Genomic DNA, 15,156 nt, shown 5'->3' with positions numbered 1-15,156 from the left:
GTCAGGCGAACGCGTCGAGGATCGGGCGGAACTTCATCCGGGTTTCGGCGAGTTCCTTCTCTGGCACCGACTCGGCCACGATGCCACAGCCGGCATACGCGGTGACGTCACCGTTGTGCTCGACCTGGGCGCTGCGCAGCGCAATGGCCCATTCGCCGTCACCGTCTGCGCCGACCCAGCCGACCGGCCCGGCGTACCGGCCGCGGTCGAACGGCTCGAGCTCGTCGATGAGGGCGACGGCCTTCGCTGTCGGAGCGCCGGCAACGGCGGCGGTCGGGTGCAGCGCATCGATGAGGTCGAGCGACGAGGCGTCGTCGGTGAGCGTGCCCTCGACGTCCGTCGCCAGGTGCCAGAGGTTCGGCAGCTTGAGGGTGAACGGCATCTCGCTCGTGATCACGTGCGCGGTGTGCGGGCGAAGGGAGTCGAGCACACTCTGCACGGCGAACTGGTGCTCATCCTGGTCCTTCGTGCTCGACTGAAGGTCGACGGCCGCCCGGTGGTCGCTCTCGGCGTCGCGACCGCGCGAGCTCGTTCCGGCGAGCACGCGCGCGGTGACGGACCCGTTCGACACGGTCACCAGGGTCTCGGGGCTCGACCCGATCAGCCCGTCAACCGAGTATGTCCAGCAGTTCGGGTACCCGAGCGCGAGGTCGGCGAGAACCCGCCGAAGGTCGGCGCCGGCTGGGAGGTGCCCGGTGAGGTCACGGGAGAGCACGACCTTGTCTACGTTCCCGGCGACGATGCGCTCCACAGCTTCGGCAACGTGCGCCTGAAAACCGTCGACGGACTCCGCACCTGGGGTGAGTGAAATGCGATACTCATCGCCGAACGGCGTTGCGGAGGGAGCGGATGCCATCGGCTCGGTTCCCGAATCCGACTCGGTGATTCGTGTGATCCAGCTGACCCCATCCCTGCGACCGAGAATCATGCGGGGAATCACGAGCACGCTCGATTTCGCTGAGGAGTCTGCGAACGCGAAGGTGCCGAACGCAACCAGGCCGCTTCCTGGCATCCGTACCTCGTCGGAAATGTCAGCGGCTGCGGCTACCTCGCGCCACAACCGTGCGGCGTCTGCCATTCGGGTTGGGCCGGAGAATTCAAGTCGGAGCGTTTCACCGAGACCTGTGATGCCGTCGCCCTGGCGCAGCCACAGCAGGGGGTGGTGCGGGTTCGCGAGGGGGAGGAGCGAGCGGATGTCGTCAACCTGAATCGTCGACACTGTGAGATGCCGCACGCGGGAGTCCTGTGCGATTGTTCCGGGTGAAATCACTCGATCAGCCTACGCCTCGGCGCTTACTCCCGGCTGGGAGTGGGTGCTCAGCGCGCGCTGAGGCAGTCCGGGTTGTGCACACGCACCGTTGAGACCGGGTTGCTTGCGCATTTCTCGGCTGACCTGGTCGGGCGCGGTGTCAGGTCGCCGCCGCAGTTCGGACAGCGGCCGCCTCGGAAGGTGGCGACGCAGTCCGCGCACCACGTGCACTCGAACGAGCAGATCGAGACCGAGGTGTCCTCGGGTGACAGGTCGCGATCGCAGCATTCGCAGTTCGGACGCATTTCGAGCATCGAGCTTCTCCTCGCTGGTGTTGCTGCGAAACTGCATCCGCTTATATTCCTGTCAGAGTATCGGTCGCCTGCCATAAATTGTGCTGCGCTGCCACCCCCGTGGCTTGCTCAGCAGTCGCCGTACACTGGGGGAATGAACAAGGCAGATCTCTCCAAGCAGCCATCGCAGGTATCCGCCATGTTCGACCAGGTCTCGACGCATTACGACCGCACAAACACGGTGATGAGTGTCGGCAATGACCTGCTCTGGCGGGTGGCCACCACCCGCGCTGTCGACCCGCGCCCTGGCGACCGTATTCTCGACCTCGCCGCCGGCACCGGCACCTCGAGCGCCTCACTGGCCAAGTCCGGCGCGACCGTTGTCGCCGCCGACTTCTCGCCGGGGATGATCGAGGTTGGTCGCAAGAAGTACGACCGCGTGCGCAATATGCAGTTTGTCGAAGCGGATGCCACTGACCTCCCGTTTGGCGACAACGAATTCGACGCGACGACGATTTCGTTCGGGCTGCGCAATGTGGTGGAGCCGAAGAAGGCGATCGCCGAGATGTTCCGCGTGACCAAGCCGGGTGGGCGCATCGTGATTTGCGAGTTCTCGACGCCCCCGAACGCGGCCATGAAGAACCTCTACGACTTCTACCTCGAGCGTGTGACGCCAGTGATGGTGAAGTTCTCGAGCTCGAACCCCGACGCGTACGACTACCTCAACGACTCGATCAAGGCGTGGCCGGGGCAGCGCGAGCTGGCGTCGTGGCTGCGTGGAGCCGGCTGGACCGAGGTGCAGTTCCGCAACCTCACCGGGGGAATCGTGGCGTTGCACCGCGGGACGAAGCCCCGCGCGTAGGGCGCCGCCCCGCTCCCTCTCGCGTGCGATCGACGCCCGCCGACCATGTACTAAAAATGGTCGCCAGCAGCAACGAATCCACGTGTCACAGAGCACTTTTCGGTAAACCGGCAACTGCACCACGGCCGCTAGCATCGGTGGAATGACTTCACCGCTTGCGACGCTCACCGGCGAGCTCACTCGATGGGACGACGAGCGGGGCTTCGGCTTCCTCACGCCCCTCGATGGTGGTGCGGACGTCTTCCTTCACATCTCGGCGGTTCCACGCTCGGCCGCTCGACCGCAACGCGGGGATCTGGTCAATTACGTCGTCGAACTCACTGCTGATGGCAAGCGGCGGGCTGCGCGGGTCGACTTGGTGCACACGAACAGCACAGCGAACCGCGCCCCACGGTCACCGCGGCCTCGCCCATCGACGCGGCCTCGCCCATCGACCCGGCCTCGCCCATTGGCGCGGTCGCGCGCTTCGCGAGCCGTCGCCGTTCTGGGCGCCCTCGCGGTGGCACTCGCATTCTTCGCGGCTCTCCTCGTGCGGGCGAGCTGGTGGACCGTTCCGTACTGGGCCGTCCTGGGTTACCTCGCGGTGAGCATCCTGTGCTTCGTCTCCTACGCTGTCGACAAGTCCGCCGCTGTGTCCGGTCGCCGGCGCACACCCGAGAACACCCTGCTCAGCCTCGGGCTTCTCGGCGGGTGGCCCGGTGCGATCGTTGCGCAGCAGGTGTTTCGCCACAAGATCCGCAAACAGACATTCATGCGAGTATTCGGGGGCACCGTCGTCGCGAACCTCAGCGTCCTCGTGCTGCTGGCCTCCCCGCTCGGGGCCGGCGCGATGTGTTCGGTCATCGCGTGCCGATGACGAGCGTCGCGTCGAACTCCTCGGAGTGCTCCACCCGCGCGTCGAGGCCAGCGTTTTCCACGCTGAGTGCCGTGCGTTCGGCCTGACGCTCGCTCGTCTCGATGAGCAGTTGGCCACCGGGCGCCAGCCACTCCACCGCGTCGGCGCTGATCCGACGGTGAAGTGCGAGCCCGTCCCCACCACCGTCGAGACTCAAGCGGCTCTCGTGCAATCGGGCTTCTCGAGGCATGAGGTCGATCTCGGCGCTCGGAACGTACGGCGCGTTCGCCACGATGACATCGACGCGGCCAAGGAGGTCGGTTGGGAGTCCAGCGAAGAGGTCGCCGACCGCCACGACGGCGCGCTCGCCGAGGTTTTCCCGAGCGCAGGCGACAGCGGCAGGGTCGATGTCCGTTGCGTGCACCTCGATTCCCTCAACCCGCGTCAGCAGTGCTGCTCCGATGGCTCCCGACCCGCAACACACGTCGATAACGAGCGGATGCCTGCGCTGCGACGCGAGGGCGGCTGCACGTTCCACAAGAAATTCGGTGCGTTTCCGGGGCACGAACACCCCGGGTTGCACCCTGATTCTCAGGTCGCAGAACTCGGCCCAGCCGAGGATGTACTCGAGCGGCTCGCCCGCGATGCGACGGAGCACCAGCGTTTCGAATTCGGACGCATCGCCTGCCGCTTCGAGGAGGAGCCGCGCCTCGTCCGCGGCAAACACCGATCCCGCACGCCGCAGCCGGTCGGTCGCCTCGACGCCCCGACCGGCCGCTTGAACTCCGGCGCTCAATAAAACTTCTCTCCCTGAGCGAGTTTCTCGACGAAGGTCTCGATCCGTCGAGCACGTGTCTCCGGTCGTTTGGCCTCCTGGATCCGGTAATAGATGGCGAAGCGGTTCTGGCTGTTGAGCGTCGCGAAGAATGCGGCCGCCTCGGGGTTCTTTTCCAGCTCAGCGAGGAAGTCGGGGTGTGGTTCGGCCGTTTTGGGCCCCTCGTATGCCCGCTCCCAGCGGCCATCGGCGCGGGCACGCTCGACCTCGGCCAGGCCGCGCGGTGTCATCCTCCCCTCGGCGATCATGGCCTCGACTGTTCGCACGTTGCGCATCGACCAGGGACTCCGCGGCCGCCGCGGTGTGAAGCGCTGCACATAGGTTTCATCGTCGACCCGGCGCGCCTGACCGTCTATCCAGCCATACGCGAGGGCGACGTCAAGCGCCTCGGCGTAGGTCACCGTCGTCTGGCCTGATCCCTTTTTCGCGAGAACCAGCCAAATGCCGGGCGATGTGTCCTGGTTCTCCTCGACCCAGGCGCGGAACTCGTCCGGGCCGTCAAAACGCAGCGTTTCCTGCTCGACCGCCATTACTCGCCCAGCATCCCGCCGGTACGGAACTCGAGGATCTCGAGGTAGTGCGGATTGAACATGATGCCCAGGATGTTGCCGAAAGGGTCGACAACGGATGCCGTCACAAAGCCCGCTTCCCGCTTGGTTATCGGTTCGTGTTCTGCCGCTCCAAGAGTGAGCAGTCGCTCCAGCGCCTGCTCCACATCGTTCACGTGCCAAAACACGACAGCGCCACCAGGTTCGGTCGCCGTTGGATGCGGCGAGTATCGCCGGTCGATGATGCCGAGTTCGTGTTCAAAGTCGCCGAGCCTGTACTCGATATATGCGGCAGGGCCGGTTTCGGGGCGAACGAAATAGGGCGCGATTCCGAGCAGCTCGGTGTACCAGGCGCGCGCCGCGTCAATATCGTCAGCGAAGAAACTGACGGTGGCAATACCTCTCAGAAACATGATCACTCCGCTTCCGGTGTCTCGCCCGTGTCGACACCTGAACGGTCCAATAGTGGCGTGCCACGTGGCATCCGTCTAGACCTTCGGGATGCCGGGACCTCGCGTTGTCGTGCGTTCGGGGTTCGGGGTTCGGTTGCGCCGTAGCTGTTGTCATCGGGGTTGATCGTTGTTCCAGACGCGACGATCTCATCGATGCAATCGAGCAGCTCGTCGCTGAGAACTGTGTCGGCTGCGGGAGCTGCGACTGGAGTTGCTTCATGGTTCGGGCCCGATGATGGCCGAGGTGACGGACGGATCACGGACGTTACGCCGCAATCGGGCGTGCCGGGAGGCACTGGTGGTACCTGTCTCGATGGGCACTCCCACGCGCAGCATTAAGACGATGTGATGGTTGAACGCCGCCATTGCGGTTGCTCATCGACTCGAAGGATTTCATGAAAGCCACGTACATGTATGGCGCGGGCGACGTCCGCGTGAAGACCGTTGCCGATCCGATTCTCAAAGAACCGACGGATGCCATCGTGCGGGTTGTGCGCGCGTGCGTCTGCGGCAGCGACCTCCACCCGTATCATTCGATGCCGTATTCCGAGGGTGGCAACCCGATGGGACACGAGCTCATCGGTGTCGTGGAGGAGACCGGGGCGGCCGTCTCATCGGTGAAGAAGGGCGACTTCGTTGTTGCGCCGTTCGCATTCTCGGACAACACCTGTGCGTTCTGCCTCGAAGGATTCCAGACGTCGTGCGTTCACGGAGGCTGGTATGGCAACACCGAGTTCGGTGGTTTGCAGGCTGAGATGGCTCGGATCCCGCAGGCGGACGGCAGCCTCGTCGTCGTCCCGGGTGTAGACGAGGCCAGCGAGTTGTTGCCTTCCCTGCTCGCCCTGTCGGATGTGTACCTGACCGGATATCACGCAGCCCACATGGGCCGAGTCGAAACTGGCAAGACCGTCACCGTGATCGGTGACGGCGCTGTTGGGCTTTCTGCGGTGCTCGCGTCGAAGCGGCTCGGCGCCGAGCGCATCATCCTCATGGGCCGACACCGGGCTCGCACCGATCTGGGCGTCGATTTCGGCGCAACAGACGTCGTCGCCGAGCGGGGCGAGGAGGGTATCGCCAAGGTGATGGAGCTTACCGGCGGAGAGGGAACGCACATAGTTTTGGAAGCTGTCGGCCTGATGCCAGCCTACGAACAGGCGTTCGGCATCGTTCGTCCCGGCGGAGTGATCTCGCGCGTCGGCGTTCCGCAGTATGAGAAAGCCCCGGTCGGGTTCGGTTCGCTGTTCGGTAAAAACGCGACACTCACCGGAGGCCCAGCGCCCGTCCGCGCCTACCTGGAACAAGCAATTCGGCAGGTTCTGAACGGCGAAATCGCCCCGGGAAGAGTCTTCGACCGCACAGTGACGATCGATGACGTACCAGCCGCGTACGCGGCGATGGATGCCCGCGAAGCGTTGAAGGTCATGATCGCATTCTGAGGGCCCGTTCTCAGAGCCGGAACAAAAGAGGAGCACAAGATATGACAGAAGACCAAACTGCCGCGCAGGGACAGGCGCCATCGCCTACACGGGCTGGCCTCAGAGCTATGTCTGCGCCCCACAATGCACACGACATTTTCATCGAGGAGTGACTTATGAGTACTAAGAAGCAGCCAACAGCGCCAACCGTGAAGGGCCCAGCCGAGTGGTTCACCGGGGACGTCTACTTCAACGCCTACTACCGCGGCGAGGAGCCGTCCCGGTTACGCCTGAACCTCGTCCGGTTCACGCCGGGTGCGCACACAGCGTGGCACAGACACGCCGTCGGGCAGACGCTTCACGTGACGGAAGGCCTCGGGTACGTGCAGTCTCGCGGCGAGGAACTGATTGAGCTTCACCCGGGAGACACCGTTTACACGCCGGCTGGCGAGTGGCACTGGCACGGTGCAACCGCGGACAACTTCATGTGTCACCTGGCGATGTGGGAGGCTCCAGCACCGGAAAGCGACGAGCCAGAAACGACCTGGGGTGACAAACTCACCAGCGAGGAATACCCGCCAAGCTAGGGCGTTTGTTCCACGCCCGGGCTCGTCCCGGGCCAAGTCAGCTCGGTCGTGGTTCCTGTTCCGCGACCGAGCTTTCCTGCGAAGCGACCCATGAGGCGAGAACCCGCAGGGCGTCGGCGGTGGGAGAACCGGCCGGTGCCGTGTACACATTCATCACGAGCCCCGGTTCACTTGGAAGTTCCATCGATTCGAAGTTGAGGTCGAGGTCACCGACAACCGGGTGGTGCAGTCGCTTCACTCCACTGCGATGGTGCATGACGTCGCGTGACGCCCATCGTTCACGGAACAGTTCGCTCTGGGTTGAGAGCTCACCGACCAGGTTGATCAGATCGGGGTCGTGCGGGTTGCGGCCGGCTTCGAGACGCAACATGGCCGCGGCGTCGTTGGCGATGCGGTCGTAGTCCCGCCAGAATTCACGAGCGGCCGGATTGAGATAGGTGAACCGCGTGGTGTTGACCGGTCGGCGGGGGTCATCGAAAACCGGTGCATAGAGTGCTCGCCCCATCCGGTTCGCCGCGAGGATGTCGTGACGACCGTTGCGAACCCAGGCAGGGGCATCCGCGAGAGCGTCGAGAACCTGCTGCACAGCGGGACGCACTGTCGTCGATGCCCGCTTCTTCTTGTGCAGGGTGGGTGCTGAAGCGCGCGCCAGATCAAAGAGGTACTCGCGTTCGGCGTCGTCAAGCCGAAGGGTGCGCGCGAGCGCATCGAGAACACTTTCGGAGGCTCCGGCGAGGTTGCCGCGTTCGAGTCGCACGTAGTAGTCGACGGAAACCCCCGTCAGCAGAGCAACCTCCTCACGGCGGAGGCCGGGGACACGACGGTTGCCGCCGAACGCAGTGAGGCCGGTATCTTCCGGCGCAATGCGGGCACGGCGAGAACTCAAAAACTCACGGATCTCTGCACGGGTGTCTGCCATGACCTCAGGTTAAGCCTCTTGCGCTCGGCCCGGGAGGCACTGGCGCTACCTGCCACGTGGCATCCGTTCTCTCACCTTTCCCCTGCACCCGCCCCCGCTCTCGGGCATTGACTCGGAAACTGCGCGGCAGTAGCTTTCGCTCATGACAACGCAGTCGACGGGTCCCTCGCGCCCGACAGCCCCTGGCAGCGAGGGAAAGGGGCTCGCGGCAGGCACTCTCGGCCTGTGGGGGTCCGTCGTGATCGGGCTCGCATCAACGGCGCCCGTGTACTCGCTCGTTGCGACCCTCGGATTTGTGGTGCTCGCAGTAGGCGCGCAGGCGCCCATCGCTTTCATCGTCGCCTTCATCCCCATGCTTTTCATCGCGTTCGCATATCGGGAACTGAACAGGGCCGTCCCCGACTGCGGCACGGCGTTCACCTGGGGAACCAAGGCGTTCCGGGCGTACGTCGGGTGGATGGCCGGATGGGGAGTGGCCGTCGCCGGAATGGTCGTTTTGGCAAACCTGGCCCAGGTCGGCGGGCAATACCTCTGGCTGCTGGTCGGTGACGGGTCCCTGGCCTCGAACGTGCCGCTCGTCACAGGAACGGGTGTCGTGTTCATCGCTCTCATGACCTGGGTGAGCTACCGCGGAATCGAGCTGGGAGCGCGGGTGCAGAACGTGCTCCTCGCCGTGCAGTACTTCGCCCTTGCACTGTTCGCGATCGTCGCGTTCATCAAGGTCGGCACCGGCGACGCACCGAATCCGACACCCGTCAGCCTGGACTGGTTCAATCCGTTGGGTTTTACCGATTACTCCGGATTCATCGAGGCTGTCCTGCTCGCCTTGTTCATCTACTGGGGCTGGGACACCTGCCTGGCTCTCAACGAAGAGACCAAGGACCCGAAACGCATTCCCGGGAGGGCGGCGCTCGTCACCACGGTCATCCTCCTCGTCACATACGTCACCGTCACGGTCGCCGCGATGTCGTACGCCGGTCTCGGCACTGGCGGCACCGGGCTCGCGAACGAAGACAACGCGAATGACGTGTTCCTGGCGCTCAAGGACCTCATTCTCGGTCCCTGGGCATGGATCCTCGTGGTTGCCGTTCTCGTTTCGGCCGTGTCATCGACCCAGACCACCATCCTCCCGACAGCAAGGGGCACGCTGTCCATGGCCGCGTATCGGGCGTTGCCGAAACGGTTCGCCACGGTGCACCCGAAATACCAGACACCGTCGTTCTCCACCCTGGTGATGGGCATTGTCGCCATCGTCTACTACGTGGGCATGACGTTCATCTCCGAGAACATCCTGGCCGACTCGATCCTCTCCCTCGGTCTCGCGATCGCGTTCTACTACGGCATCACCGGCTTCGCCTGCGTCTGGTACTTCCGCCGTGAGTTGTTCACCTCGGCTCGAAACTTCTTCTTCAAGGGCCTGTTTCCGCTCCTCGGTGCGCTCATGCTCGGCTACGCCTTCATCCAGTCCTGCATCGACATGTACGACGTCGACTACGGTTACACGATCATTTGGGGCATCGGCGGCACGTTTGTGATCGGTGTTGGAGCGCTCGCCATCGGCGTGGTCCTGATGCTGGTCTGGTGGGCGTTCCCGCGATCGAAGCCCTTCTTCCGCGGTGAAAGCCTCAACCGCGACACCGAGGTACTCGTGCCGGACAGCCCCGAGGTGTATGGCCGTTCGGTCGACGGCGGCCTGGCATGACCCGTTCGCCTGTCCCGCTCCTCTTTCGAAAGGCAATCGCATGCGCATCCTGATCATCGGCACGGGAGGGGTCGGCTCGGCCGCCGCTCGCATCCTCGTTCGCCGCGACTTCTTCGAGGCGCTGGTGATCGCCGATTACGACCCCGCGCGGCCAGAAGCGCTCGCCGCTGAACTGGCTGACGCGCGGCTCACCGCGGCACAGGTTGACGCGTCGAGTGCCGCCGAGGTCGCCGCCCTCATCCGTGAGCACAACATCACCCACATTCTCAACGCCGTCGACCCGCGCTTCGTAATGCCGATCTTCGACGGCGCATTCGCCGGCGGTGCCGTCTACCTCGACATGGCAATGAGCCTCTCGCACCCGCATCCCGAAAAGCCCCACGAACTGCCGGGAGTGAAGCTCGGTGATGAGCAATTCGCGCAGGCGGATAAATGGACGGATGCCGGTCGGCTCGCGTTGGTCGGCATCGGCGTTGAGCCCGGCCTGTCCGACGTCTTCGCGCGATACGCCGAGGACGAACTGTTCAGTGAGATCGACGAACTCGGTGTCCGCGACGGTGCGAACCTCGTCGTCGACGGCTACGACTTTGCTCCGTCGTTCTCGATCTGGACCACGATCGAGGAATGCCTGAACCCACCGGTGATCTTCGAAAAGGACCGCGGCTGGTTTACGACACCGCCGTTCAGCGAACCCGAAGTGTTTGATTTTCCCGAAGGCATAGGTCCGGTCGAGTGCGTGAACGTCGAACACGAGGAAGTGCTCCTCATGCCGCGCTGGACGAAGGCGAAGCGGGTCACATTCAAGTACGGGCTCGGCGACGAATTCATCCAGGTGCTTCAGGTGCTGCACAAGATCGGCCTCGACAGAACGGATCCCGTCACGGTGAAAGGGATGCAGGTATCACCGCGCGACGTGGTCGCCGCGAGCCTTCCCGACCCGGCAACACTCGGCGATCGGATGCGAGGCAAGACCTGCGCCGGCGTCTGGGTGCGCGGCACAGGCAAGAACGGCAAACCTCGCTCCACCTACCTGTATCACGTGGTCGACAACGAGCAGACGATGGCGGAGTACGGATCCCAGGCCGTCGTCTGGCAGACAGCCATCAACCCCGTCGTGGCCCTCGAGCTGTTGGCGACCGGTGTCTGGAGCGGCACAGGAGTGCTCGGACCTGAGGCATTCGACGCTCGCCCGTTCCTCGATCTCCTCGCCGCCGATTCGCCGCGCGGATACGGTTCCCCCTGGGGCGTCGAGGAGAAATAGCGCCGACTTCGGGCAGGCCGCGCGGCATCATCCGCCGGAAACTACTGCTTGCCGTTGGCCGCGTCGAGGAGCCACCAGTCGCCGAGCGGTGCTGCTGCGGCGCGCTCGGCAAGGCCAGCGTGAACAAGGTCCCGCTTGTCCAATGCGTCCAGGATCTCCCGCCGCTCGGCGTGAAGCGCTTGCTGCTCGTGACCGGGGAGCGAGCGCATGCGTTCGCCGAGCACCGTAAGCCTGGCCTGGCGCACGGTGAACTTTTGTGAACCGATCAGGCGTGCGACCAAAGAGACAGCACCCAGCAAGCCCGTGAGGATGATCGGCACGGCGAGCATCGGCAGTGTCGCAGGGTCAGCACGCGAACTGTGAAACCATATCGCCCCAGCTACTGCAGTCATCGCGAGGAACGCGGCAGCGATTCCGTAGCCATCCTTCGGCCGGCCAAGTCGCCACCAGTCGACGAGCGCCCACACCTGACCGACCGCTGCGACCCAGAAGCAGATCACCGTGACCGATCGCGCGAGATCCGGACTCATCATGCCGGTGCCCGAGAAGACGTCAGCCCCTGAGCCACCGATCGGCGCGAAAAATCCGCCGAGTGGCGCGACCAGCGCGATGCCCTTGGCGAGCCGGGCAAAGGTGTCGACCGACATCCCGGTCCGGAGCGATGGTGTGTCGAGCGCCTGCTGGAACTCGAGCGATCCCAGGCACACTCCATCCTCAAACTGGTCTTGATGGGCTTGCCGGACTGCGCGAGAGCTCTTCACAATATTGGTTCTAGCACGAATTTCCGCAGTCCATCCATCGCCAGCTGACGGCGGTGTTGAGGAGAAGGGGCGGTGTCGTCGGGCACAGGTAGGCTAGAGAGCGTGAATTCGAGTGCTATCCGGCGTGCGACGAGCCTTTCCAGTCATCTGGGTCAGACCGACCGCATCTTCGCGTCAGCAAAGAGCAAAAAAGTGCTCGCAGCGGTCGACGACGGACTCGAACTCATCGAAAGCGCACTCGAGGTCGAACTGAGCTTCACCGACTCCGTCGCGGACTCCACCTCGCGGTACCTGCTCGAAGCCGGTGGCAAACGTGTTCGTCCGATGCTTCTGTTGCTCACCGCTCAGCTCGGCGACGGCAACACCCCAGATGTCATCCAGGCAGCCCAGGCCATCGAGATCACCCACCTTGCGTCGCTCTACCACGACGACGTGATGGACGACGCCGACCGCAGGCGCGGCGTCCCGAGTGCACACGCCGTCTTCGGCAACTCCGTGGCGATCCTCACCGGTGACCTGCTCTTCGCCCGCGCCAGCCAGCTCATGGCCGGCCTCGGTGAACGCGCCACCCAACTGCAGGCCGACACCTTCGAACGACTCGTCCTCGGCCAGCTGCACGAAACCGTCGGCCCGCGCGACGACGAAGATCCCGAAGAGCAGTACATCCAGGTGCTCGCAGACAAAACCGGGTCGCTGATCGCCCTCGCCGCCCAGGCCGGTCTCATCTTCTCCGGTGCTCCGCACGAGTTCGAGGCGCCGGTCGTCGAGTACGGCGAGAAGATCGGTGTCGCGTTTCAGCTGATCGATGACGTGATCGACCTCTCCCCGCAACCCGAGGAGACAGGCAAGGTTCCGGGAACCGACCTCCGTGCCGGCGTCGCAACCCTGCCGCTGATTCGCCTTCGCGCACTCGCTGCAACCGATGCGGCAGCGGCAGCGCTTGTGTCCCGCATCGAAACGGATGCCGCGGGAACAGACGGCGACGCAGCATCCGCTGACTTTGATGCGGCAATCGCTGAACTCCGCGTCCACGACGTCACCACGCGCACCCTCGCCGAAGCGCACGAATGGGCCCGCGAAGCCGTCGAGGCTCTCGCACCGCTGCCAGACGGCCCGGTGAAACAGGCTCTCACCCGCTTTGCGGACACCATCGTTGACCGAAGCAAGTAAGGAACGAATTCCCGCATGACCAAGTTGAGACTCGCGATCGTCGGCGCCGGCCCGGCAGGTATCTACGCAGCGGACATCCTGCTCAAGGCGGAACGCAACTTCGACGTGTCGATCGACCTGTTCGACCGCCTTCCGGCGCCGTACGGGCTGGTGCGTTACGGCGTCGCTCCAGATCACCCGCGCATCAAGGGCATCATCACCGCTCTGCGTGAGGTACTCGATCGCGGTGACATCCGGGTGTTCGGCAACGTCAACTTCGGCACGGACATCACGCTCGACGACCTCAAGAAGCACTATCACGCGGTGATTTTCGCGACGGGTGCCGTTCGCGACGCCGACCTCGACATCCCCGGCATCGACCTCGATGGGTCCTATGGAGCCGCCGACTTCGTGAGCTGGTTCGATGGTCACCCCGACGTTCCGCGCACCTGGCCGCTCGAAGCTCAGTCGGTCGCGGTGATCGGCAACGGCAACGTCGCGCTTGACGTGTCGCGCATTCTGGCGAAACACCCAGAAGACCTACTGTCGACCGAGATTCCCGACAACGTCTACGAAGGGCTCAAGGCCTCACCTGTGACCGACGTGCACGTCTTCGGGCGTCGCGGCCCGGCGCAGGTAAAGTTCACACCGCTTGAACTGCGCGAACTTGGTGAGCTTCGCGACGTCGACATGATCGTCTACGACGAGGACTTCGACTACGACGAGGCCTCAAAGGCCGCCATCACAAGCAACAAGCAGGTCATGGTGATCGACAAGGTGCTGCAGAAGTGGCGCCAGCGTGACGTCGGAACAGCCTCCCGTCGCCTGCACCTGCACTTCTACGCCAAGCCCCTCGAGGTCGTTTCCGACGACGAGGGCCGTGTCGCCGCATTCCGTTATGAACGGACGACACCGGATGCCGAGGGCGGGGTCGTCGGGACAGGCGAGATTCGCGAGGTCCCCATTCAGGCCATCTACCGGGCCGTTGGCTATTTCGGGTCGCCGCTTGATGGCATCCCATTCGATAAACGTCACGGAGTGATTCCGAACCGCGAGGGTATGGTGCTCAAAAAGGGCAGCAATGACGTCGTGCCTGGCGTCTACGCGACCGGATGGATCAAGCGCGGACCCGTCGGTCTGATCGGCCACACGAAGTCCGATGCCATGGAGACCATCAAGCACGTCATCAACGGCGAGAGCAACTGGTGGGCGCCTGCAGACCCGAGCGAACAGGGTGTGATTGACCTGCTCGAGGAGCGTGGCGTGAAGTACACCGACCTCGACGGGTGGCACAACCTCGACCAGCACGAGGTCAAGCTCGGTGAACCGCACGGTCGGGCGCGCATCAAGGTGGTCCCGCGCGAGGACATGGTCGCTATTTCGCGCGGCGAGGCACTCGGGGCGTAGTCGGGCAGTCCTGCCCATGGTTCGGCGTTGTTGACGCCCGATAGGGTGGTGGCATGTCGATGCAGCAGCCTCCCCAGAACCCGTACGCCCAGCAGGTACCGCCAGCGGGAGGGCAGCCCCAGGGTGCCGCACCCCAGGGCGGATTCGGGCCACCGGTGCAGCAGTCACGTCCGATCGACAAGAGTATTCTGCGCCAGCTGATCTTCGGTGCGGTCCTGGTTGTCGGCTTCGAGTTCCTCACCGGCGTCCTGAGTCTGGTCAGCAATGCGATCTACGGGATGCTCGGCAACCAGGTCATCTACTTCATCGTTTCGGTTGTGGCCGCTGCGGTCTTCGCTGGCCTCGTCGTGGTGAGTGCCCTGTACATCGTGCCGATCGAGAAGGCACGCAACACGGTCGAACTGCTCAAGAAGCTTGTCGTCGGCGGCGCGATCGGCCTCGTCGGGCTCGTCCTCATCAACCTGATCTGGGCCGTGATTGACGGCGGCTCACTTCTCGGACAGGTGATCTTCAGCTCGGCGTTCATTGGATCGATCCTGACGGCTCTCACCCTGACCGCGATCTTCGTGCTCGGTGTGCTCATCGCCCGCAACGTGCCGCCGCGACCGCGAGCCGCGGCACCGCAGTTCGGCGCACCGCAGGGTTACCCTGCCCAGCAGCAGACTCAGGCTCCACAGGGTTACGCTGCCCCGCAGCAGACTCAGGCTCCACAGGGTTACGCTGCGCCGCAGGGCCAGGTGCCCCAGCAGCACGCTCCGCAGCCACACGCTCAGCAGCAGCAGCAGCAGCAGCAGCACCAGCCGCAACCGCAACCGCAGCAGCAGGCTCCGCAGTACCCGGCCGCTCCCCAGGCGCAGCCGCCGTACCCGCCCCAGCCGTAG

16 protein-coding genes are annotated in these 15,156 nt (G+C 64.3%); 9 read left to right on the top strand and 7 right to left on the bottom strand.

Annotation, left to right across the window (positions count from 1 at the left end; translation table 11 throughout):
- Position 1: 1 nt before the first annotated feature.
- Entirely contained in the window at positions 2-1,270 is a 1,269-nt protein-coding gene (locus D9V28_RS15055) for an isochorismate synthase (protein ID WP_229728171.1), read from the bottom strand.
- Positions 1,271-1,317: 47 nt separating this feature from the next.
- Entirely contained in the window at positions 1,318-1,554 is a 237-nt protein-coding gene (locus D9V28_RS15050) for a DUF1272 domain-containing protein (RefSeq protein WP_229728187.1), read from the bottom strand.
- Positions 1,555-1,696: 142 nt separating this feature from the next.
- Here D9V28_RS15050 and D9V28_RS15045 point away from each other — a divergent pair, with 142 nt between their 5' ends.
- Together D9V28_RS15045 and D9V28_RS15040 are read left to right on the top strand one after the other, a co-directional pair.
- Positions 1,697-2,404 carry a demethylmenaquinone methyltransferase gene (locus tag D9V28_RS15045; protein ID WP_121660530.1) on the top strand — a complete coding sequence of 236 codons (708 nt, stop codon included), beginning with the start codon at positions 1,697-1,699 and terminating at the stop codon, positions 2,402-2,404.
- A gap of 142 nt (positions 2,405-2,546) precedes the next feature.
- Positions 2,547-3,260 carry a DUF1294 domain-containing protein gene (locus tag D9V28_RS15040; protein ID WP_121660529.1) on the top strand — a complete coding sequence of 238 codons (714 nt, stop codon included), beginning with the start codon at positions 2,547-2,549 and terminating at the stop codon, positions 3,258-3,260.
- Here D9V28_RS15040 and D9V28_RS15035 read toward each other — a convergent pair.
- From D9V28_RS15035 to D9V28_RS15025, 3 genes are read right to left on the bottom strand one after another with little or no spacing between them, the layout of a single operon-like run.
- Positions 3,244-4,035: a putative protein N(5)-glutamine methyltransferase gene (locus tag D9V28_RS15035; RefSeq protein WP_121660528.1), complete on the bottom strand. Its 792-nt coding sequence runs from the start codon at positions 4,033-4,035 to the stop codon at positions 3,244-3,246. The genes D9V28_RS15040 and D9V28_RS15035 overlap by 17 nt on opposite strands.
- Complete coding sequence (locus D9V28_RS15030; RefSeq protein WP_121660527.1) at positions 4,032-4,604, bottom strand: YdeI/OmpD-associated family protein; 573 nt, start codon at positions 4,602-4,604, stop codon at positions 4,032-4,034. Before D9V28_RS15030 ends, D9V28_RS15035 begins: the two co-directional genes overlap by 4 nt.
- Positions 4,604-5,035, bottom strand: coding sequence for a VOC family protein (locus D9V28_RS15025; protein WP_121660682.1), 432 nt, complete (start codon positions 5,033-5,035; stop codon positions 4,604-4,606). Before D9V28_RS15025 ends, D9V28_RS15030 begins: the two co-directional genes overlap by 1 nt.
- A 434-nt stretch (positions 5,036-5,469) precedes the next feature.
- Between D9V28_RS15025 and D9V28_RS15020 the strand changes: the two genes are divergently transcribed.
- Complete coding sequence (locus D9V28_RS15020; RefSeq protein WP_220700515.1) at positions 5,470-6,510, top strand: zinc-binding dehydrogenase; 1,041 nt, start codon at positions 5,470-5,472, stop codon at positions 6,508-6,510.
- Between the two features lie 155 nt (positions 6,511-6,665).
- A complete protein-coding gene (locus tag D9V28_RS15015) occupies positions 6,666-7,076 on the top strand; it encodes a (R)-mandelonitrile lyase (RefSeq protein ID WP_121660526.1) in 411 nt (136 codons plus the stop codon).
- 37 nt (positions 7,077-7,113) lie between these two features.
- Here D9V28_RS15015 and D9V28_RS15010 read toward each other — a convergent pair whose 3' ends face one another.
- Positions 7,114-7,995, bottom strand: coding sequence for a helix-turn-helix transcriptional regulator (locus D9V28_RS15010; RefSeq protein WP_121660525.1), 882 nt, complete (start codon positions 7,993-7,995; stop codon positions 7,114-7,116).
- Between the two features lie 142 nt (positions 7,996-8,137).
- Between D9V28_RS15010 and D9V28_RS15005 the strand changes: the two genes are divergently transcribed.
- Both D9V28_RS15005 and D9V28_RS15000 read left to right on the top strand, forming a co-directional pair.
- Positions 8,138-9,697 carry an APC family permease gene (locus tag D9V28_RS15005; RefSeq protein ID WP_121660524.1) on the top strand — a complete coding sequence of 520 codons (1,560 nt, stop codon included), beginning with the start codon at positions 8,138-8,140 and terminating at the stop codon, positions 9,695-9,697.
- Between the two features lie 40 nt (positions 9,698-9,737).
- On the top strand, positions 9,738-10,958 hold the full coding sequence (locus tag D9V28_RS15000) for a saccharopine dehydrogenase family protein (RefSeq protein ID WP_121660523.1): 1,221 nt from the start codon (positions 9,738-9,740) through the stop codon (positions 10,956-10,958).
- A gap of 41 nt (positions 10,959-10,999) precedes the next feature.
- Here D9V28_RS15000 and D9V28_RS14995 read toward each other — a convergent pair whose 3' ends face one another.
- On the bottom strand, positions 11,000-11,665 hold the full coding sequence (locus D9V28_RS14995; RefSeq protein WP_121660522.1) for a hypothetical protein: 666 nt from the start codon (positions 11,663-11,665) through the stop codon (positions 11,000-11,002).
- A 156-nt stretch (positions 11,666-11,821) separates the two neighbouring features.
- On the opposite strand from D9V28_RS14995, the gene D9V28_RS14990 reads away from it, so the two are divergent.
- The 3 genes from D9V28_RS14990 to D9V28_RS14980 are packed head-to-tail and all read left to right on the top strand — an operon-like array spanning position 11,822 to position 15,156.
- Positions 11,822-12,889: a polyprenyl synthetase family protein gene (locus D9V28_RS14990; RefSeq protein WP_121660521.1), complete on the top strand. Its 1,068-nt coding sequence runs from the start codon at positions 11,822-11,824 to the stop codon at positions 12,887-12,889.
- Positions 12,890-12,904: 15 nt separating this feature from the next.
- A complete protein-coding gene (locus D9V28_RS14985; RefSeq protein WP_121660520.1) occupies positions 12,905-14,275 on the top strand; it encodes an FAD-dependent oxidoreductase in 1,371 nt (456 codons plus the stop codon).
- Between the two features lie 53 nt (positions 14,276-14,328).
- Positions 14,329-15,156, top strand: a complete 828-nt coding sequence (locus D9V28_RS14980) for a hypothetical protein (protein WP_121660519.1) — start codon at positions 14,329-14,331, stop codon at positions 15,154-15,156.

The organism is Mycetocola zhadangensis (assembly GCF_003668565.1).
GTDB lineage: Bacteria > Actinomycetota > Actinomycetes > Actinomycetales > Microbacteriaceae > Mycetocola_A > Mycetocola_A zhadangensis.
The sequence above is the reverse complement of the archived record's forward strand: the minus strand, read 5'-3'. Positions and strand labels throughout refer to the sequence as shown.

Excerpts from the sequence above, each read along its gene's own strand:
- D9V28_RS15050 (WP_229728187.1), bottom strand. The coding sequence starts at position 1,554 with ATGCGTCCGAACTGCGAATGCTGCGATCGCGACCTGTCACCCGAGGAC.
- D9V28_RS15045 (WP_121660530.1), top strand. The coding sequence starts at position 1,697 with ATGAACAAGGCAGATCTCTCCAAGCAGCCATCGCAGGTATCCGCCATG.
- D9V28_RS15040 (WP_121660529.1), top strand. The coding sequence starts at position 2,547 with ATGACTTCACCGCTTGCGACGCTCACCGGCGAGCTCACTCGATGGGAC.
- D9V28_RS15030 (WP_121660527.1), bottom strand. The coding sequence starts at position 4,604 with ATGGCGGTCGAGCAGGAAACGCTGCGTTTTGACGGCCCGGACGAGTTC.
- D9V28_RS15025 (WP_121660682.1), bottom strand. The coding sequence starts at position 5,035 with ATGTTTCTGAGAGGTATTGCCACCGTCAGTTTCTTCGCTGACGATATT.
- D9V28_RS15020 (WP_220700515.1), top strand. The coding sequence starts at position 5,470 with ATGAAAGCCACGTACATGTATGGCGCGGGCGACGTCCGCGTGAAGACC.
- D9V28_RS15015 (WP_121660526.1), top strand. The coding sequence starts at position 6,666 with ATGAGTACTAAGAAGCAGCCAACAGCGCCAACCGTGAAGGGCCCAGCC.
- D9V28_RS15010 (WP_121660525.1), bottom strand. The coding sequence starts at position 7,995 with ATGGCAGACACCCGTGCAGAGATCCGTGAGTTTTTGAGTTCTCGCCGT.
- D9V28_RS15005 (WP_121660524.1), top strand. The coding sequence starts at position 8,138 with ATGACAACGCAGTCGACGGGTCCCTCGCGCCCGACAGCCCCTGGCAGC.
- D9V28_RS15000 (WP_121660523.1), top strand. The coding sequence starts at position 9,738 with ATGCGCATCCTGATCATCGGCACGGGAGGGGTCGGCTCGGCCGCCGCT.
- D9V28_RS14985 (WP_121660520.1), top strand. The coding sequence starts at position 12,905 with ATGACCAAGTTGAGACTCGCGATCGTCGGCGCCGGCCCGGCAGGTATC.
- D9V28_RS14980 (WP_121660519.1), top strand. The coding sequence starts at position 14,329 with ATGTCGATGCAGCAGCCTCCCCAGAACCCGTACGCCCAGCAGGTACCG.